Source organism: Halorubellus litoreus (genome assembly GCF_037081675.1).
Taxonomy (GTDB): Archaea; Halobacteriota; Halobacteria; order Halobacteriales; family Natrialbaceae; genus Halorubellus; species Halorubellus litoreus.
In genome coordinates this window covers 1,210,174-1,229,061 of record NZ_JAZAQL010000002.1, presented here as the reverse complement: position 1 = coordinate 1,229,061, position 18,888 = coordinate 1,210,174, and the positions used below count along the sequence as shown (strand labels likewise).

Sequence of the window (18,888 nt, the reverse complement as noted above, 5' to 3'; positions counted from 1 at the left end):
GAAGCCCCCAGTCGCTGGGAATCGAACACGGCTTTAGCCGTCGGTCACGTACGTCCTGGCATGACCACTGCCGTCGACGCCGTTCTCTTCGACCTCGACGACACGCTCTGCGAGTACCGGCGGACGAGCGCGGAACTGCTCCACGAGTCGTTCGACGCGGTCGACGTCGACCCGTTCTTCGACGTCGAGGAGTACTACGCGGCCTACGAGCGCGTGGTGAACGACGACGACGACCACGACGGCATGCGGGAACTCCGCGAGCTCTGTTTCGCGGACCTCGCCGACGAGTACGGGTACTCGCGGGACCTCGCGTACGCGATGGCGGACCACTTCGCGGAGAGCCGCGACCACACCGACGTCGACCCGCTCCCGGGCGCCGAGGCGGCGGTGGAGGCGCTCGCCGCCGACCACGCGCTCGGCGTCGTCACGAACGGCGCCCCCGAGATGCAGGCCGAGAAGCTGTCCGCGCTCGACTTCGCCGACCGCTTCCAGACGGTCGTCTACGCGGGCTACGACGCGCCGGCGAAACCGGAACCGGACGCGTATCACGCCGCGCTCGCCGAGCTCGACGTCACCGCCGACCGCGCGGTTCACGTCGGGAACTCCCTGCGGACGGACGTCCCGGGCGCGCACAACGCCGGCGTGCGCTCCGCGTGGCTCCACGACGGCACCCCCGAACCGGACCCGGAACCGCACTACACTGTCGAGCGCCTCGACGACCTCGCGACGCCACCGTGGTCGGTGTGAGCGAACTCCGAGAGCGACCGGTAGCGAAGTGAGCGGGCCGCGCGCGAACGCGGCGGTCAGCGAATCTGGACGGGAACGCGCTCTCCGGCTTCGGCCATCTCGCGGAGGCGTTCGATGCGGTCGTCCATCGGCGGGTGCGTCGCGAGGAGTTTCGAGAGGGCGTCCTCGTCGCCGTGCACGAACAGCGAACTCCAGAGGCCGCGGTAGGGGTCGCTGGCGCGCTGGATGCGCCAGAGGCCGCGGGCGAGCGCGAGCGGGTCGCCGGTGACGGCGACGGCGCGGTCGTCGGCGGCGAGTTCGCGACGCCGGGAGTGCGCGCGGAGCGCGAGCGTGAACGCCAGGAGCGCGAGGACGACGAGCTGGCCGACGCGGTAGTGCGTGCGCCGGAGGTGGACGCGGAACGGGGCGGGTTGGCGAGCGGAGAGGTAGGTCGCGGTGCGGGAGACGCCGGCGACGAGCACGCCGACGGGGAGGAGCGCGAGGAACGCGACGCCGGCGACGGACTGGAGGACGCTCGACGCGAGCGTCTGCACGAGGCCGTCGTACCCCTCGAGGTGCGCGAGTTCGTGCGCGAGGATGGCGTCGAGTTCCTCCGGGCGGAGGATGCGCGCGAGGCGATAGTCGAGGACGACGACGCCCCCGCCGCGCGCACCGACGGCGAGCGCGTTCGGCGCGTCGAGCGCCGCGACGTACACCGACGGACGCTGGACGCCCATCCGTGCGGCGATCTCGTCGAGGCGCTCGTGGAGCCGCGGCGCCGTCTCCGGCGGCACGTACCGCGCGTCCAACGCCGCCAAGAGACGCGTCGCGCCGGCGCGATAGCTCACGTACCCGAACACGAGCGCGCTCCCGACCACTCCCACCACCACCAGCCAGAGCGACGGCGGATCCGCGAGCACCGCCGACACCACGACCGCCAACGCCACCGCCACCACCGCGTAGAACGCCAGCGACAGCACGCCAGTCAGCACCAGCAACACGCGCCGCCCACCGGAATCCATACCACAACCTACGAGCGCGCCGAGTAAAACACCACCGAGCGCGACGAGCGAACCACGAAACGGCGACCTGGGGGTCGCCGTACGCTTGGAGAGTCAGGTGTGGAAACGGCGACCTGGCGGTCGCCGTATGCTGGTTGAGTCAGGTGCGGAAACGGCGACCTGGCGGTCGCCGTATGCTGGTTGAGTCAGTCGACTCTCGTGACGGTCCCGACCCCCTTGCTCTGGCCTTCGCGGAACACGAACCGCTGGCCCTCCTCGACGAGGTACGGGCGGAACTTGAACCGGACCCTGGTGTGGCCCTTGTCGCCGGGGAGCAACTGGCCGCCGTCGGGGTGGAAGACGGCGGCTTCGCTTATCGTCTCCAGGTGAACGACGGGCTCGTAGCCGTCACCGATCCGCGTCGGGTGGTTCAGGACCATCACTTCGGCCTCGAACTCGCGGACGGGCTGGGGGTCGCTGTCCCGGGGGACGAGCACCATCCCGCGCTCGATGTCGGCCTCCTGGACGCCCTTGAGTGCGATACCGACGATGCGGCCGGCCTTCGCCTCGTCGACGCGATGATAGTGCATCTCGATGCTCCTGGCTTCGACCTCGCGGAAGCTCCCGTCCGGCATCGGCCCGAGCAGGAGTTCGTCCCCGGCCTCCACCTCGCCGCGCATGATGGTGCCGGAGGCGACCGCGCCGACGCCGGTGACGGCGTACGTCCGGTCGATGTACATCCGGAAGTCGCCGACGTCGCCCGCGGTCTTCGGGAGGCGCTGGAACACCTCGTCGAGCGTATCCATTCCGCGGCCCTCGACGCTCGACGTGACGAACAGCGGGACGACGCCGTCGCCGACCTCGTCGACCGCGGCGTCGACGCCGTGGCGCTCCACGCGCAGCGGCGTCTTCCCGACGTCACGCAGCACCCCCTCGACCTCGCGCTCCACTTCTTCGAGGCGTTCGTCGGTGACGAGGTCGCTCTTGGTGATGGCGACCATCGTCGGGAGTTCCGTCGCGAGCAACACCCCGAGGTGCTCTCGGGTCGTCTTCGTCGGGCCGTCGTCCGCGGCGACCGTCAGGAGCCCGTAGTCGAGCTTCTGGCCGACGAGCCCGCGGATGGTCGTGCGGAGCCACGGCTCGTGGCCGACGGTGTCGACGAACGACACGAGCTTGTCGGACTCGTCGACGACCCTCGCGCGGTCGGACTTCCGGTGCGGGTTCTGCATCCTGACGGGCTGGTCGTCGTCGTCGAACCCGTACACGGCGTACGAGAGGTCCGCGGACAGGCCGCGTTCGACCTCGTGGGGTTTCACGTCCAGGTAGCCGCGGGTCGCGCCCTCGCCGTCGTCGGCCTCGCCAGTGACGAGCGACCCGACGAGCGTCGACTTCCCGTGGTCGACGTGCCCGGCGGTCCCGACGACGATGTGCGCGTCGTCCGTCGACAGCACCGCGCCCTCGCGGATGGTGGCGACGCCGACGATACCCTCGGCGTCGTCGACCGCAACCCCTGTGCCCGCGGACGCGCCGGCGTCGTCCACGCTCCACGTCTGCACGTCGTCGATGTGCGCGCCCGCTTCCTCGGCGAGCAAGCTCAGGACGTCCATGGACTCGGAGAACTCCGCGGGGGGAACGCCGGCGAGTCCGCCGTCGTCCGTGACGCCGACGACGTACGTCGCCTCGCCGTCTCCCGAGAGGACGCGATGCCGGAGTTGCGCCGCGAGCGATTCGCGACGGCCGTCCGACAGGTGGAGGTCCTTCCGGAGTCGCTCCTTGAACTCGACGCTCCCACCCTCGGATTCGCCGCGGTCGAGGGCGCGCTGCAACACGGCCCTGTCAGGGCTCATGTCGCCGCGTAAGGGAGAGACTCGCATAAGGCTTCCCGTCACATGGGTGTGTTTGTCACACGAGGGGTGGGGAGCGGGGGTCGACCGCACGCCAGTCCGCACGGGAACCGGAAGGGACCGCGGCCGTTCCAGCCTGCGCACCGTGCTCGCTACTGGGTGGCGTTCGGAGCGGCCTCGACCTCCCGTAGCTCGATGCGTGCGCCGCCCTCGGCGCTCTCGGTCGCCTCGACCGACCAGTCGTGCGCGTCCGCGATCTCCGCGACGATGGCGAGCCCGAACCCGGTGCCGTCGTCGCTCGTCGTCACGCCCGACTCGAAGACGGACCCGCGGTCGTCCTCGGGGATACCCGGGCCGTCGTCCGCGACGTAGAACCCATCCTCGTCAGGGAGCGCACCGACGGTGACCGACACCGCGTCGTCGCTCGCGCCGTGCTCGACCGAATTTCGGAAGAGGTTCTCGAAGAGCCGTTGCAGGCGTCGTTCGTCCGCGTGAATGCGGGCGTCGTCGGCGACCGTGAACGTCGCGTCCCCGGTTTCGACGTTCGTCCAGGCGGCGCTCGCGACCGCCGACAGGAAGACGCCGTCCGGGTCGACGACCGCACTCCCTTCGCGAGCGAGCGCCAGGACGTCCGTGATGAGCGTCGACATCCGCTGGAGTGCGTCGCTCGCGTTCTCGAAATGCACGCCGTCACCGGTCTCCCGCGCCATCTCCAGGCTTCCCTCGGCGACCGCGAGCGGGTTCTTCAGGTCGTGACTCACGACGTTCGCGAACTGCTCCAAGCGCTCGTTCGTCCGCTTCAACTCCGTCTCACGGCGCTTCCGGTCCGTGATGTCCCGCGCCGCCCCCATGAACGCCGGCTCGCCGTCGTACGTGATCTTCGCCGTCGACAACGCCATGTGGCGGACCTCGCCGTCCGCCCGAACCATTCGCGCCTCGCGGACGATCGGCCCCTCGTCGGCGGTTCGAGCGGTCTCCTTGACGTACTCGCGGTCGTCCTCGTGGATGAGCGTCCAGAGGTCCATCTCGTACAGTTCCCGCGTCGAATACCCAGTGAGCTCCCCGACGCGGTCGTTCACGAACGCGAACGACGACCCCTGGTAGACGTAGATGCCGTCGTGACTCTGCTCGACGAGCGTCCGGTACAGTTGCTCGCTCTCGACGCGGTCGAGCGCCGCCGTCGCGTGCGACGCCAACAGCTCGGCGTGCTCGCGGTCGTACTCGTCGAACGCTCCCGGTTCGTCGCTGACCGCCTGCAGCACGGCCTTGTCGCCGACCGGGACCGAGAGCCCCGCGCGGAACGCGTCGTTCGACGGCTTCGCGACCGACGACGCCTGGAGGTCCTCGATGCGCGCAGCATCGCCCGTCCGCAACGTCTCGCCGACGACGCCCTCGTCGAGCCCGAACCCTTCGGTCGGGAGGTACTCGCCCTCGCGGTCGCGCGGACGCGTCTCGAAGCGGTCGCCGACCGGCGCCAGGACGAACACCCACTCGAAGTCGAGGATGTCCTCCGCGGCGTCCAACGTGGTCCGGTAGACGTCCTCGTCGGTCGTGCACGTCTCGAACTCGCGAGCGACCGCGTGCAGTCGCCGCACGCGCTCTCGGCTCTCCTGGAGGCGCGCTCGCGTCCGCGCCTCGCTCACCGCGCTCTCGATGCGGTTCGCGAGCAACTCGAACTGGCTGGGGTCGCCGCTGCCCTTCTGGAGGTAGTCCGTCGCGCCCGCAGCGATGGCGTCGCTCGCCACGCGCTCGGACCCCTTCGCGGTGAACAGGACGAACGGCACGTCCGGGTCGTCGTCGCGGACGACGTCCAGGACGTCGAGGCCGTCGTACTCGCCGAGGTCGTAATCGCAGACGACGCAGTCGAACGACTCCGCGTCGACGGCGTCGACCGCATCCTCGTAGCGCTGGTGGGTCCGCACGTCGAACGCGCCGAACCGATCGAGGAAGGACGCGGTGAGTTCCCCGAACTGGTCGTCGTCGTCGACGTGGAGGACCCGAATCCCCCCCTGCATTCCTTACGGACTGCATACACCTGGGGGTACATAGCCCTAGTGGCTGTCGCTGGAGCTTATCCACTCGCTCGGACGTGGGTCAGGCCCTCGCAGACGGAGGCCGTTCAGTCGTCGGTTTGGCGCTCGGTGGCGCCGGCCGTTCAGTCGTCGGTCTGGCGCTCGCAGACAGCGGCCGTTCAGTCGTCGGTCTGGCGCTCGCAGACAGCGGCCGTTCAGTCGTCGGTGAGGCGCTCGTAGGCGGCGGTCACGCGCTTGAACGCCTCCTCGTCGCCGTCGGCGGTGTCCGGATGGACCTCCTTGACGCGTTCGCGGTACGCCGTGCGGACGGCGTCCTCGTCCGCGGTCGGGTCGAGCCCGAGGCGTCGGTACGCCTCCTCGGCGCTCGGGCCGTCTTGGCGTGGGACGCGACGGCCGTCGCGGCGGCCGCCACCGCGACCGCCGGCGGCGGCGCTCGCGCGCGCTCGCCGGCCGCCAGCGCGCGCCTCTCGGCGTCGTTCGCGGTTGATGCGACGACGCGCCTCGCGAGCGAACCGGCTGCGCCCGCGCTGGGCGCCCTCCTTGGCTTTCTGCTGCGCGAACCGCGACCCGTCCGCGTTCACGCCTTCGGCGACGCGCTCGCGCATCCGACCGGTCGCCTGGTACCACATGAAGTAGCCGGTGGCTGCGAACGGCAGGGCGACCGCGAGCACGAACGCCTCCTTGGTGACGATGGCGACGACGGCGAGCATCGTCGTCAGACCGGCGAACACCGACGCCAGCCCGAACAGGAGCGGGGAATCCCTCACGTCTCGACGGAAGGGCTCCGAACGCCTAAATCGCTCGGCTCCCCACCCCGCGAGCACGCGGGTCGCACTCGCACACCGACGACCTCGCACACCGACGACCGTGTGAACCAGACTCAAGGGGCGTCGGTGCGAACGGTGTCGTATGAGCGTCTCCGGGCTGTGCCAGGTCTGCGAGTCGAACGGCGCCGAGGAGTCCTGCGAGCGCTGCGGCGCGCTCGTCTGCGAGCGGCACTACGACGGCGAGCACGCGATGTGCGTGTCCTGCGTCGCCGAGACCACTCGCGGCGACCGCCGCGACCGCGGCGGCCGCGACGACGACCGCTCCAGAAACGACCCGGACGTCCCCGGCGAGTACCGGTTCTGACGGGCCGCTCGCGCCGGCGACTCAGCGGTCGCGCCCGAATCACGAGCGATTGCGTCCGAACCACGCGGTCGACGGCGGGACCAGCCCGACCGCGACGAACGCGAGCAAACCGAGGTACGCGACGAGGCCGCCGGCGAGCGCGTTCAGGCCACTCTCCGGTCGGAACGCCACGGCGAGCGCGGCCGCGAGCACGACGACGCCCACCGACAGCACGCGAACCCCTGCTCGCGCCCACAGCGCCCTGACGGCTGCTGCGCGAGCGCTCAAGAGGACTTCGAGGAGGAACGCGCCGACCGCGCCCACCGCGAACGCGACCGGAGACGCGGCCACGCCGACCGCGGCCGCGAGCGCGACGACGCCAGCGAGAACGCCCGCGGCGAGCGCGCCGTCGCCGAGCCGACTCACGCGTCCAGGAACCCGTCGACGACGAGTCCGACGGCGAGCAACCAGACGCCGGCCGCGACCGCGATGGCGCTCGCGTGCACGACCACCGCATCCGTGCCGGTCCCGAGGACCGACCCGCCGAGCGCGTTCGTCGCCATCGCCGTACTGCGCGTGACCGACCCCGTCGCTTCCAGGACCGACGTCCACGCGAGCACGCCACCGACGAACCCGACGCCGACCAGCGCGAGCCCGGCGCTGTACAACGACCGGACGACGCCGTCGAGCGGGTCGGCGGCGAACGGCCGCCCATCACGCGTAGCCATGCCAACCAATGACACGCTCGATCGTGATAAATCTGGCTCGACGACTCGTGAATGAAATACGACTGACAGAATCCGCGTTCGAGCGTCAGTCCCGATAGACCGTCGCGCCCTCACCGATCTCCGTCTGGTACGCGCGCGCCGACACCCCGGCGTCGTCGAACGCCGAGAGCATCGCGCTCGCGACCGCTCGCCGATCATCGCCGCGGCACACCGCGAGGACGCTCGGGCCCGCACCACTGATAGTCACGCCCGTCGCCCCCGCCGCCTCCGCCGCCGCCTTCACGTCGTCGTACCCGTCGACGAGCTTCGCGCGGCGCGGCGTCACCACGTGCTCCTCCAAGCCACGCCCCACCAGCTCGGGGTCGTCGCGATGCATCCCCGAGACGAGCGTCGCCGCCGACCCGACCGTCGCCACCAGCTCGTCCATCGACGCGGACTGCGGGACGACCTGGCGCGCGTCGCGCGTCGACACCACGACCTCCGGCAGGCACGCCACCAGCTTCACCGACGCGTCCACCTGCAGCACGCCGTCGTCACGAGCGATCGTGAACCCGCCGAGAATGGAGGGCGCGACGTTGTCCGCGTGCGCATCACCCGACACCACCGCCTCGCCCTTCGCCGCCACGTGCACGAGTTCCTCGCGCGACCGCCCGCGGTCGTACAGCTCGTTCAACGCCACCGCCGCCGCCGCCGCACTCGCCGCCGAGGACCCCAGCCCGGACGCCGGCCGCACGCCCTTGTCGATGTGGATGTGCGCCGGCGCGTCGAGCGCCTCCGCGACCGCCCCGACCGTGTTCCCCTTCGGGTCCTCGGGGATGTACTGGCTGCCGACGCCAGTCACCGATATCGTCGTCTCCTCGGCACGCTCGACGCGCACCACGTCCGCGGGCACACCGAGCGCCACGCCGAACACGTCGAATCCACTCCCCAGATTCGCGGAACTCGCCGGCGCCCGAACCGTCAGCATGCCCCCGACTTACCCGCCCCCTACGAAAAACCTAGCGGACCACGCAACCACAGCGACCGCCGTCGCTCTCGATTCCCGGAGCGTTCGCTCGCGCGACGTGTTCGCGCGCAGTCCAACAGACCCATACATCGCGCCCTCGGAGCACCGACCATGACTGTCGGCATCGTCGGCGGCGGCATCGCCGGACTCGCCGCCGCGCACCGGCTCCAGGAACGCGGCCACGACGTCCGCGTCTTCGAGGCAAGCGACGACCTCGGCGGGCTCGCCGCCGTCCACGAGACCAGCGGCGACCCAATCGAGAAGTTCTACCACCACCTCTCGAAGTCCGAGGAGACCATCGTCGAACTCGCCGAGGACCTCGGCGTCGGCGACCGCGTCGAGTGGATCTACGGGAACGACGGCTACTACGTCGACGGCGTCGTCCACCCCCTGAACACCATCTGGGAGATCGCCGCCTACCCCCACATGAGCCTCTACGACAAATTCAGATTGGGGATGCTCACGATGGAGATAGACGTCCGCGGCGGCATCCCGAGCTTCGACACGTACGACGACCTCGAAGCGTACGAGGACGTCCCCATCAAGGACTTCCTGCTCGAACACACGACGCGCGGCGTCTACGAGAACTTCTTCGAACCGCTCTTGGACGCCAAATTCGGCGACCGCGTCGAGGACGTCTCCGCCGCGTGGCTGCTCGGCCGCATCAAGTTCCGCGGCGAACGCGACCTCCTGAAAGGCGAACAGCTCGGGTACTTCGACGGGAGCTTCGCGGTCCTCATCGACGCGCTCATCGACGCCGTCGGCCGCGAGAACGTCCAGACCGGCGCGCGCGTCGTCGACCTCGACGCCACCGACGCGGACGCCGCGACGGACGCTGACGCCGGGACCGACGGCGCAGTCGAGTCCCTCACCGTCGAGACCGCCGACGGCCATGAGACCTACGACGTCGACAGCGTCGTCGTCGCCGCGATGCCGAACGTCCTCGAGGACCTCACCGGCTACCCCTGCGACGTCGACTTCCAGGGCGCCGTCTGCGCGGTCGTCACCCTGGAGGACTCCCTGATGGACGAGACGTACTGGCTGAACGTCGCGCACGACGCGCCGTTCGGCGCGCTCATCGAACACACGAACTTCGTGCCGCCCGAGCGCTACGGCGGCGACCACCTGCTGTACGTCGCGAGCTACGTGCAGTCCCAGGACGAGTGGCTCTGGCAGGCCGACGACGACGCGGTCGAATCCCGCTGGCTCGACCACATCGCGGACATGTTCCCCGACCAGTTCCACGAATCGATGGTCGCGGACGTCCGCATCTCGCGGAACCCGCGCGCCGCCCCCGTCTACGAACGCGGCTACCTCGACATGGTCGTCCCCTACGACGTCGGCGCGGACGCGACCGCGGTCCCCGACGGCGTCTACTACGCCGGCATGGCGAGCCGCGCCCAGTACCCCGAGCGCTCGCTGAACGGCGGCATCGTCGCCGGCTACGAGTGCGCCGACCGCATCGACGACCGCGTCGACACCGAACGGTCGACCGTCGAAGCGAGCACGCAGTGAGCCCCGGCAGCGGTGCTCTCTGGTGTTGAAAACCGAAAAACCGGGAATCGAAGTTAGGACCCGGACGGGAGACGTTTTCCACGGACCACGCGACCAGTGCTAGCTTTCGGTGGGCTCGCACCACCTCGGTCGACTACTGTCGACTTCGGCCGGGCTTACACCGGCGTGCTTGCGTATTCACGAAGATCGCTTACGCGACCTCCGTTACTTGGTCTTCGCCGCCGACCACCATGGTGGTCGACCAACGGTCTGCTGCGGTTCTCCTTCGGAGCGACGACTTTGGAACCCTGTTACGGGCCCTTCAGTTGCTGCCCCTACTCCGACACGTCTCACCCACTTGCGCGGGTCGATTCGTGCCTTGAGCGTCCGGTGAGTCCCTTCGACTCCCGGCGACATCTCAACAGAGGACTGCCGAGATATTAAATCTATCTGCTGTTTGGTTACCACGTCACAACTACGTCTGGCGATTAGGACGTTTCAGATAGCAGTGGCTATCGGTGGGCTGGCCCGCCGGACGGACCGTGCGAACGAACACCAAACTCGCGGAACCTGAAGATACGCGCCACCACGACGTAAAGATTCCCCAGGACTAGCCCGTCCGGCCCTCGCACGCTCACAGGCGTGGCCGGCAATCCAGGACACGATCGATCGCCCCCAGGACACGATCGCCCAGCACGAACAAGAGCCCGCTCGCCCGCTCGACAATCGACGGTCAGTCGTCGGCGACGTACTCCTCGGGGTCGACGTCGTCGGGTTCCTCCTGACCGCCCACGACGACCTCGCCGTCGGCGGTCTCGACGTACACGTCGTCGGCGAACCCGCCCTCGGCGTAGGGATGGATCGGGTCGTCGAGCTTCTCCGGCGTCGACGGCGCCTCAGCCACGCCATCCTCGGGATAGAAGTCGCCGAGCGGGTCGTCGACCGTGATGCCGTGGTCGTCGAAGAACTCCGCGTACCGGTCGTGGTGCTGGCCGAGTTCGTCGCTCGGGAACTCCATCATCTCCGTCCACCCGTGATTGTAGAAGTCGAAGTTCGCCTGGACGTGCGTGATCTCACGAGCCTTCGCCTCCGGGTAGTAGTCGAGCGCGGCGACGTACGTGTCCATCGTCGCGTCGAAGAAGTCGTCGAGGTGCTCGCGGCGCTCCTCGCGGTGGGCGTCGTCGGCCTTCCCGAGGAAGATGTCGGTGTGCATGTCCACGAGCTTCCCGCGAGCGACGTCCCCGAGCACCGGCGCGGTGAGCGCCTGCTTGAACGCGAAGTGCTTGACGTTCTGGCGTATCTTCATCTGTACGTCGACGTAGCGACTCCGCAACCAAGAACGTCCCGCTGGCGGCACCGCTCGGTCGTTCGCGGCAGCGTCGACACGGTCGAGTCGAGCGCGTCGACGCGCTCGACGCGGCGCTCGCCCCCAGCGTTCCGCGGGCTCCGGCCACCCGACCGGCGGCGTCGCGGTCGATCGCCCTACGCCATCGCGTCGTCGGTAGTGGCTCAGTCCACGTACGCCATCGCGTCCTCGGCGTCTCTCGGCGTCTCGACAGCGATCTCCTGAACGGGTTTGAGGTACGTGACGCGCACGTACCCCGCGCCCACCGGTTCCACCGAGACCGTCTTCGCGGCCGCCGGCAGGTCCAGCACTTGCCCGTGCTTGCGCAGTTCCGAATCGATTTTGAAGTTGGTTCCGTGCATGGTAACGCTCCGTTACTCGAGAAACACCCACTTTCCTCGAGTTCCGGCTTCACGAACCGTATCCCACGGGGTCTTATGTCCCTTCCGGGAACGCCGCTAAACGTCACGTAATCGTCCGTTAGAATCATTCAACTGTCTGCAACGAGTCCGCAATCGATAGCATCTGGTAACTACTGAACGGGTCGTGCTCGACGAGCGACCCGGGGACTCGGTCGGCGCGTCCGGCACGCGCAGTAACGGGTCGGTGAGCGGAGCGCTCGGCGAGCAGAAGACGAACGAGAACGGAAGAACCGGGAGGAGCGCGGTCGACGACGAGCCGACCGCGCGTGCTAGCGGTCGCGGCCGGTCACTGGAACCCGATGCGCTTGCGGTCCTCCGCGTCGCCCTTCGGGATCTCGATGGCGCACATCCCGGCGTCGTACGTCGCTTTCGCCTCCTCGACGTCGATGGTGACGGGGAGCTGGATGGTGCGTTCGAGGCGTTGCGGGCACTCGCGCTGGAGGACGCGGTGGCCTTGCTTCGGTTCCTCGCCGCCGCGTTCCCCGGCGACGATGAGCTGGTTCTCGTCGGCGTACACCGAGATGTCGGCCTTCTCGAACCCCGGCATCTCGAGTTCGACGAGGTACGACTCGGGCGTCTCCGTGACGTCCGCGCGCGGCATCGCGACCTCGGGGCCGCCGGCAGTCGGCTGCTGGATGCCGCTCATCCCGCCAGCGGCTGCCTGTCCGGCGTCGGCGTGCATCCCGCCGACGTCACCGGTCTCCACGCCCGGTGATGCACTCATCGCGGCCTGCGCCTGCGCGGTCTGTGGGACGCCCATGCTCTGCTGGGCGATGGGCATGCCCTGCGGCGCGAACCGCGGGTCGTCTCGGTACGGGTTCGCCGCTGGATTCCACGTCATCAGTACGCCACCGGCATCTCGCCGTAGCGGAGGCCCTGCACGCCGGCTCCGACGTCCCCGTGCTGGTCGCGAGGCATCGAGGACTGCTGGCTGGTCACCGCAGGCTGCCGGTTCGACAGCATCGCCTGCTCCGTCGTCGACGCCTGCGAGAGCAGCGACCCGACCGTGGTCACGGTCCCGTCCTGGAGCGTCACGGGCTCGTCGAGTCGGGGCGTCCGAACCGTCCCGGCTCCCTGGACGCCCTGGTGGCTGGACTGCTGCTTCGAGGCGTCGGTCTGGACGCCCTGCGCGTACTGGCCCTGCTGGGTCGGCGACGACCAGTCGAGCTTCTGGATCGAGAGGTCACCGGCGCCCGCCTGGAGCGGTATCTTCGACACCGCCGACGCGTCGGCCGCGAATCCCGACGTCGACGGCGTCCACTGAGACTGCTGGCCGAACGGCGCTTCGGTCGTCGACGCGAACTGGCGGCCGGACGCGGACGCCATCCCCGGGAGCCGTCCCTGGAACGCGCCGAGCGCTGCCTGTCGCGACGCACCGACCGACCGCTCGTCGAGCGGGGTCACGCCACCCGCGGCGTGCCACTGGCTCTCGACGCCAACCATGGGCTGCTGGCTGCCCTGCTGGAAGCCCTGAACCGGCTGCTGGGCGAACCCTTGCTGGGTGGATTGCTGGGCGAACCCTTGCTGGATGGGCTGTTGTGTGAGGCCCTGCTGGGTGGATTGCTTGGCGAGGCCCTGCTGGGCGGGTTGTTGTGCGAGGCCCTGCTGGATGGGCTGTGGTGCGAGGCCCTGCTGGGCGGGTTGTTGTGCGAGGCCCTGCTGGATGGGCTGTGGTGCGAGGCCCTGCTGGATGGGCTGTGTGGCCTGGTATCCCATCGGGACTTGGGACTGCTGGCTCGCGTACGCTGGCTGGGGCGCGCTCGCGGAGAGCGCGTGGCTGTCGAACGACTGCGTTGGTGCGTCGACGCCGATGCCAGCCTGCTGGTCGTAGCCCTGCCCCTGCCGTTGCTGGTCGTCGGTCTGGAGGCCACGCGGGTCACTCAGTTGGCTCGGCGCCTGCTGGGCGACGCCCCGCTGGGTGCCGTACTGTTGTTGGGGCACGGTGGTCTGTTGGGTGCCGTACTGTTGTTGGGTGCCGTACTGTTGCTGGGTGCCGTACTGTTGCTGGGGGACGGAGGTCTGGTGAGTGCCGTACGCTTGCGAGCCGACGGACGCGTCCATGCCGGACAGTTGTCCCTGGTGTTCCATGCTGTGTGTGGCTTCGAGGCTACGCTGGGCGGTGAACTTCGGGTCGATCGACGCCATCGGACTGATGTTGGGGTTCTGGTACATTTGTGGGTGGTGGCTCCCGTGCTGCCGCTCAAGTGCAACGTGAAGCCACGACGAGACGAGGCGCGAAAACAGCATAAAGCGAGTCGATAGTTCACTCGAGTAGGTGCCTGGTTCGTGTCGGTAAGCCCGATAGCGGGGGTCGGATAACGATCGGACTACGAATTCCGTTCATCGTGACCTATCAGGGTAATAGTCAGTTTCCGGGCGCCGGTAATCCGCAGGGTAACCGAGTCGGTCCAGTCGGGAGGAACCGACGAGCAACCGGCCGCGAACGAACGGCAGTCGAACCACCCGCATCGTCACCTGGTCGGTACTGAACCAGCACGGTCGGTGACGCCAGCGCCACCGCGGCTGCCGCACCCCGACCGGAGGGCGACGCTTGCACGCGAAACGAACGGTTCACGCGGGCGTGTTTTCGGAGATAGCAACCCACTTTAACCCCCGTACCGAACGGTTCGGACATGACCGAGTCGTACGTGATCATCGGCGACGGCATCGCGGGGTCCTCTGCAGCGGAGACACTCCGAGAGGAGGCGCCGGACGCCGACATCACCGTCATCACGGACGAGGGGGAAGCCCTCTACAATCGCATCCTCATCAAGGAGTTCGCGAAGGGCAAGATGCCCGAAGCACCCATCTCCATCCACGACGGGAGCTGGTACGAGGAGCGGGACATCGAGCTGGAACTGAACACGCACGTCACGACGATCGACGTCGACGGCCACGAGATAAAGACGCACTCGGGGGACGTCATCGAGTACGACAAGCTCCTGGTGGCGACGGGTGGGACGCCGACGCAACTGCCGGTCGATAACTCCGACGCCGAGGGCGTCCATCACTTCTGGACGTTCCAGGACGCACGCGGTATCGAGGAGCACGCGAGCGAGGCCGACACCGGACTCGTCGTGGGTGCGGGCCTGCTCGGTATCGACCTGGCCGCGATCTGTGGGGCGCAGGACGTCGACGCAAAGTACCTGATGCGCGGCGACTGCTGGTGGCGGTACGCGCTCAGCGAGGAGGGCGCGGAGATCATCCACGACGGCCTCCGCGAGAAGGGCGTCGAGCCCGTGTTCCAGTCCGGCGTCGACCACTTCACGGTCGACGACGACGGCGCGGTGACGGGGGCGGTCGACCCGAACGGCGTCGAGTACGACGGCGACTTCGTGGGCGTCGCCATCGGCCTGAACTTCAACACGGAGTTCCTCCGCGGGACCGGTATCGAGCTCGACGACGGCATCGTCGTCGACGAGTACATGCAGACGAACGTCGAGGACGTGTACGCGGCGGGCGACCTGACGCAGTTCCACGACGTCCTGCTCGGCGAGCAGGCCCAGAACGGGTCGTGGGGGAGTGCGAAGGAGCAGGGCCAGATCGCGGCGAAGAACATGGTCGCGGACGCGGAGGAGGCGGTCTTCGAGTGGGTGTCGTCGTACTCCATCACGCACTTCGACTTCCCGTTCCTCTCGTTCGGGCATCCGACGCAGGGCGACGACTACGTGGAGCAGAAGTACTCGGACACGGAGTGGCGTCGCGTCGTGTTCAAGGACGGGAAGGTCATCGGTGGCGTGCTCATCGGCGACCTGGCGCCGCAGACGAAGCTGAAGAAGCTCGCTCGCGAGCAGCGCGACCTCACCGGCCAGAAGGAGGTCTTGCTCGACGAGGAGCTCGACCTCGACCGGTTGGACGCGCCGGAAGCCGAGCAGTAGTCGGTCGCTAGTTCTCCTCGCCGTCGTTCGCGTTCGGTTCGTGGTTGTTTCGTGTTTGCTTCGCGTTCGGCCGTGTTTGCTTCGTATCTGGTTCGGGGTTGGTGAGCGACGCCCGGGGTGTCGTTGCGTTCGGGTGCTGTGGGGTGATTCGAGGTATCGGTCCGTGGTGGGTTCCTGGGTCGTCAACGCCAACCTTTAATAGAAATCGTGGTATACTGTACCATGCCCCATGGCAGTCAGTGACACCACGAGCGGTGCTCTACGGTTACGCCGTACCGAATCCGTCCCCGTGGACGCGACGGTCAAGCACGTCGACCAGCTCCGAGACCGAACGTACCGCCAGATCGCACGCGCGACCGACGGCTCGGTCGTCGAAATAGACGCAGCGTCGACCCGGCTCTCCGCGGGAGACGTCGTGGTGTTCACCGACTACCTCCGCGTCGAACGCGCCTGACCCGGGGGCGAGGGCGTTCTCTCGACCACGACCGCGTAGCGACAGCGCCGCCCGGCGGCCCTGGACGTTCTCGCGTGACCGCGCAGTCGGCCCAGACCGACACGTTCTTTCGCCGCGACCGGCCATCTTCGTGCATGAACGGGCCCGATAGTGGCACGATGACGCTGGCGTTCGAGCTCTCCGCGCTCCAGGCGCTCGCGGACCCCGAGGCCGTCTTCGACGACGCGCGACGCTGGGCGAAGTACGTCGGCGTCGTCTCCGACGAACCGACGTACGTCGTCACGAACTTCACGCGGAAGAACCGCGTCCGCCAGGACTTCTTCAGCGGGCCGCGTGGGCGCGAGGAGAGCCTGGAGAGCGTCCACGAGCAGTTCGACACCGACCGGCACGTCTTCGTCGGTACCGACGAGGGCGACGCGGACCTCGCGGACCGCGTCGACTGGGAGTACCTCGCCGTCGAGGACGCGGCCGACGCCGCCGACTGGACGCTCGCGACCGACACCGCGAGCGAGGACGCCGCCGACGAGGAGCCGGTTCGCGACGACTGGCCCTGACTCGGATCCCGCATCGAGGCGTCACGACCGGTCGTCGCGGGACTGCGGCGACCGGGAGTCGCGGCCCTTTTACGCGCTCGTTCCGAACGCGCTCGTATGCCTGAGCCGCGGGTTCCGGGTGACGACGCGCCGAGTAGCGCACTGGAGCTGTCCTGTGGCGAGCGCGTCGACGTGAAGGACCTGGACATGGGCGTCCGCGACATCTCGTGTGACTGCGGTGGGACGCACGCGGTCGTCCAGGACGTCCATCCGCCGTCGCGGTTCTTCCCCGAATCGCTCGTCGCGGTCCTCCAGGAGACCATCGAGCCGGAGGACGACTTCGACGAGTTCGACACCATCCACCTCATGGGCGTCGTCCTCGAGGAGTTCCCCGAGGACGTCGCCGTGAAGGACGTGAGCGACGACGGGAGCGTCGGGTACTCGATGGTGTGGGTGACCGACTTCGACTCGCGGCGCCTCCACGAGATCGTCGTCGAACTCGTCGTCGAGCTCATGGAGCACGCGGTCAGCCACGCCGAGGACCAGAACGCCGTCCAGGAGTTCGAACGGCAGATGCTCGAGTTCGACGTCGCCGAGTTCGTCGACGCGTACCGCTCGCAGCGGGACTTCGCGGACGAGCACGACACCGCGCTGTAGGTCGACTGCGACTGCGACTGCGACTGCGACTGCGACTGCGACTGCGTCGGCGGCGACGGCGACTGCGGCGACGGTGGGTCGTTCCGCTGGTTGCTTGCGTGTGTTTCTGTCGCACCCTGGGCGTCGTTTTATGCTCTTCGCGCGCGTGAGGTTAACCTGTGACTCCCGTGGACCACGGCGAGTTCGAGCGGATCCGTGACGTACTGGCGAGTGCAGGTATCGAGGAGCCGTTGTCGGCGAGCGAGATCGTCGCGGTGCTCGACGAGCACGACGTCGACGTCGATAGCACGCATCGCGTCGCGACGGTGCTCGGGCGGCGCGCCGAGTCGGGCGCGGTCGAGGTGGTCGGCGAGAGCCCGCCGTACCGGTATCGGTTCGTCGACGAGTGACCGACTGCGGCGCGGACGCGGTGCGGTCGCGGCGCGATTGCGACGCGGTTGCGGTCAGTGGAAGGTGACGGTCTCGTTTTCGGGGTCGAGTTCGACGCGCGCGCCGAGTGGCACGGGGACGTGCGGGTCGGTGTGGCCGACGTCGAAGTCGAAGAGGATGGGGACGTCCGCGAACGCGCGGACGGTCTCGCGGACGGCGTCGCGCTGGCGGTCGCGGTAGGCGTCGCGTTCGCTGTGGGGTGGGCTGTCGCGGTGTCGGGTCTTCGGGCGGCCGACGACGACGGCGTCGAGGGCGTCGAGGGTGCCGCGGACGCCGAGGTTCTGGAGGACGCGTCGGACGTGGGTCGGTGACGGGAGTTCCTCGCTGGTCTCGACGAGGAGGACGCGGCCGTCGCCGTGCGCGGGCGGTGCGCCGGGGACGAGCGCGCCCGCGGGGTCGGCGGCGGCGACCCACTCGAGGACCTCGAGGCAGCCGCCCCAGAGGCGTCCCGCGACTGGGGCGTCGAAGCTATCCCAGGTCCAGCCGGGGGCGTCGAGCCACTCGCGGGGGTCCCCGGTGGCGAAGTCGTAGCGGTCGTCGGTGTAGCTGTCGGCGGGTTCGACCTCGCCGAGCGCGTCCTCGAACAGCGCGCGTTCGAGGTACGTCGCGGTGTAGGGGGAGAGCGAGGCGTCGAGGGCGAGGCCGGGGAGGCATTGGCCGCCGTAGTACGATTGGACGCCCGCGGCGCCGAGCGCGCAGTGGAGGTTGGTGTTGTCGCTGATGCCGAAGAACCGCGTCGGGTTGGCGGCGAGGACGTCGCGGTCGAGATGGGGAAGGACGCGGACCTGGCGGTCGCCGCCGGTCGCGGCGACGACGGCGCCGACGTCGGGGTCGCGGAACGCGGCCTCGAGCGCGTCCGCGATGGCCGCGGGGGCGGGGTCGCCGTCGGCGTCGAGGAGCGGGGAGCGGTCGACGCTGACGCCGAAGCGGTCGCGGAGCCGGTCGGCGGCGCGGTCGACGACGAACCCGGGGACCTGGCTGGACGTCGGGAGGACGAGCACGACCTGGTCGTCGTCGACGGGGGGTGGGGTCGCGGGTGGCTCGGCGCGTGCACGAGGCATGTCCGTGCGTGGTCCCGGCGAGCGGGTAGTTCTTCCGGGGGCGTGTGTCTCTCTACCGTGCCAGTCCGCCCTGAACCCCGGCAAGATTTCGAATCTCGAAACCGAGTTTCGCCCCTCGTAATCTATCGTGGGTCTTATTACGATGTACGGACTGGACACCGGTAAGC

Annotated in this window: 20 protein-coding genes; 8 read left to right on the top strand and 12 right to left on the bottom strand. The window is 68.9% G+C overall.

Annotation, left to right across the window (positions count from 1 at the left end):
• Window positions 1-60: 60 nt before the first annotated feature.
• Window positions 61-747, top strand: a complete 687-nt coding sequence (locus VYJ16_RS13595; RefSeq protein WP_336350848.1) for an HAD family hydrolase — start codon at window positions 61-63, stop codon at window positions 745-747.
• Between the two features lie 56 nt (window positions 748-803).
• Here VYJ16_RS13595 and VYJ16_RS13590 read toward each other — a convergent pair whose 3' ends face one another.
• The 4 genes from VYJ16_RS13590 to VYJ16_RS13575 all read right to left on the bottom strand — a co-directional run bounded on the left by VYJ16_RS13590 (window position 804) and on the right by VYJ16_RS13575 (window position 6,371).
• Window positions 804-1,748, bottom strand: a complete 945-nt coding sequence (locus tag VYJ16_RS13590; RefSeq protein ID WP_336350847.1) for a M48 family metallopeptidase — start codon at window positions 1,746-1,748, stop codon at window positions 804-806.
• A gap of 185 nt (window positions 1,749-1,933) precedes the next feature.
• The gene (locus VYJ16_RS13585; protein ID WP_336350846.1) at window positions 1,934-3,574 is read right to left on the bottom strand and encodes a GTPBP1 family GTP-binding protein; all 1,641 of its coding nucleotides are present in this window, start codon (window positions 3,572-3,574) and stop codon (window positions 1,934-1,936) included.
• Between the two features lie 149 nt (window positions 3,575-3,723).
• On the bottom strand, window positions 3,724-5,586 hold the full coding sequence (locus VYJ16_RS13580; RefSeq protein ID WP_336350845.1) for a hybrid sensor histidine kinase/response regulator: 1,863 nt from the start codon (window positions 5,584-5,586) through the stop codon (window positions 3,724-3,726).
• Window positions 5,587-5,798: 212 nt separating this feature from the next.
• The gene (locus tag VYJ16_RS13575; RefSeq protein ID WP_336350844.1) at window positions 5,799-6,371 is read right to left on the bottom strand and encodes a J domain-containing protein; all 573 of its coding nucleotides are present in this window, start codon (window positions 6,369-6,371) and stop codon (window positions 5,799-5,801) included.
• Between the two features lie 142 nt (window positions 6,372-6,513).
• Here VYJ16_RS13575 and VYJ16_RS13570 point away from each other — a divergent pair, with 142 nt between their 5' ends.
• A complete protein-coding gene (locus tag VYJ16_RS13570; protein WP_336350843.1) occupies window positions 6,514-6,735 on the top strand; it encodes a hypothetical protein in 222 nt (73 codons plus the stop codon).
• A 39-nt stretch (window positions 6,736-6,774) separates the two neighbouring features.
• Here VYJ16_RS13570 and VYJ16_RS13565 read toward each other — a convergent pair whose 3' ends face one another.
• The 3 genes from VYJ16_RS13565 to VYJ16_RS13555 all read right to left on the bottom strand — a co-directional run bounded on the left by VYJ16_RS13565 (window position 6,775) and on the right by VYJ16_RS13555 (window position 8,409).
• The gene (locus VYJ16_RS13565; protein ID WP_336350842.1) at window positions 6,775-7,140 is read right to left on the bottom strand and encodes a hypothetical protein; all 366 of its coding nucleotides are present in this window, start codon (window positions 7,138-7,140) and stop codon (window positions 6,775-6,777) included.
• A complete protein-coding gene (locus VYJ16_RS13560; RefSeq protein ID WP_336350841.1) occupies window positions 7,137-7,442 on the bottom strand; it encodes a hypothetical protein in 306 nt (101 codons plus the stop codon). Before VYJ16_RS13560 ends, VYJ16_RS13565 begins: the two co-directional genes overlap by 4 nt.
• Window positions 7,443-7,527: 85 nt before the next feature.
• Window positions 7,528-8,409 carry a homoserine kinase gene (locus VYJ16_RS13555; RefSeq protein WP_336350840.1) on the bottom strand — a complete coding sequence of 294 codons (882 nt, stop codon included), beginning with the start codon at window positions 8,407-8,409 and terminating at the stop codon, window positions 7,528-7,530.
• A gap of 150 nt (window positions 8,410-8,559) precedes the next feature.
• Here VYJ16_RS13555 and VYJ16_RS13550 point away from each other — a divergent pair, with 150 nt between their 5' ends.
• Window positions 8,560-9,963, top strand: coding sequence for an NAD(P)/FAD-dependent oxidoreductase (locus tag VYJ16_RS13550; RefSeq protein WP_336350839.1), 1,404 nt, complete (start codon window positions 8,560-8,562; stop codon window positions 9,961-9,963).
• Between the two features lie 712 nt (window positions 9,964-10,675).
• Here VYJ16_RS13550 and VYJ16_RS13545 read toward each other — a convergent pair.
• From VYJ16_RS13545 to VYJ16_RS13530, 4 genes are all read right to left on the bottom strand, one after another.
• Window positions 10,676-11,248, bottom strand: coding sequence for a DUF6149 family protein (locus VYJ16_RS13545; protein WP_336350838.1), 573 nt, complete (start codon window positions 11,246-11,248; stop codon window positions 10,676-10,678).
• Window positions 11,249-11,451: 203 nt separating this feature from the next.
• Window positions 11,452-11,649 carry a hypothetical protein gene (locus VYJ16_RS13540; RefSeq protein ID WP_336350837.1) on the bottom strand — a complete coding sequence of 66 codons (198 nt, stop codon included), beginning with the start codon at window positions 11,647-11,649 and terminating at the stop codon, window positions 11,452-11,454.
• A gap of 346 nt (window positions 11,650-11,995) precedes the next feature.
• Entirely contained in the window at window positions 11,996-12,550 is a 555-nt protein-coding gene (locus VYJ16_RS13535; RefSeq protein ID WP_336350836.1) for an Hsp20/alpha crystallin family protein, read from the bottom strand.
• Entirely contained in the window at window positions 12,550-13,881 is a 1,332-nt protein-coding gene (locus tag VYJ16_RS13530) for a hypothetical protein (RefSeq protein WP_336350835.1), read from the bottom strand. Before VYJ16_RS13530 ends, VYJ16_RS13535 begins: the two co-directional genes overlap by 1 nt.
• A 461-nt stretch (window positions 13,882-14,342) precedes the next feature.
• Here VYJ16_RS13530 and VYJ16_RS13525 point away from each other — a divergent pair, with 461 nt between their 5' ends.
• The 5 genes from VYJ16_RS13525 to VYJ16_RS13505 all read left to right on the top strand — a co-directional run bounded on the left by VYJ16_RS13525 (window position 14,343) and on the right by VYJ16_RS13505 (window position 17,620).
• Window positions 14,343-15,587: an NAD(P)/FAD-dependent oxidoreductase gene (locus VYJ16_RS13525; RefSeq protein ID WP_336350834.1), complete on the top strand. Its 1,245-nt coding sequence runs from the start codon at window positions 14,343-14,345 to the stop codon at window positions 15,585-15,587.
• A 229-nt stretch (window positions 15,588-15,816) separates the two neighbouring features.
• Window positions 15,817-16,041: a hypothetical protein gene (locus tag VYJ16_RS13520; protein ID WP_336350833.1), complete on the top strand. Its 225-nt coding sequence runs from the start codon at window positions 15,817-15,819 to the stop codon at window positions 16,039-16,041.
• Between the two features lie 134 nt (window positions 16,042-16,175).
• Window positions 16,176-16,595: a DUF7124 domain-containing protein gene (locus VYJ16_RS13515; protein WP_336350832.1), complete on the top strand. Its 420-nt coding sequence runs from the start codon at window positions 16,176-16,178 to the stop codon at window positions 16,593-16,595.
• 96 nt (window positions 16,596-16,691) lie between these two features.
• The gene (locus tag VYJ16_RS13510) at window positions 16,692-17,231 is read left to right on the top strand and encodes a DUF5815 family protein (RefSeq protein WP_336350831.1); all 540 of its coding nucleotides are present in this window, start codon (window positions 16,692-16,694) and stop codon (window positions 17,229-17,231) included.
• A 167-nt stretch (window positions 17,232-17,398) separates the two neighbouring features.
• Window positions 17,399-17,620, top strand: coding sequence for a hypothetical protein (locus tag VYJ16_RS13505; protein ID WP_336351114.1), 222 nt, complete (start codon window positions 17,399-17,401; stop codon window positions 17,618-17,620).
• Between the two features lie 54 nt (window positions 17,621-17,674).
• Here the strand turns inward: VYJ16_RS13505 and VYJ16_RS13500 are convergent, their stop codons facing one another.
• The gene (locus VYJ16_RS13500; protein WP_336350830.1) at window positions 17,675-18,721 is read right to left on the bottom strand and encodes an LD-carboxypeptidase; all 1,047 of its coding nucleotides are present in this window, start codon (window positions 18,719-18,721) and stop codon (window positions 17,675-17,677) included.
• Between the last annotated feature and the right edge of the window lie 167 nt (window positions 18,722-18,888).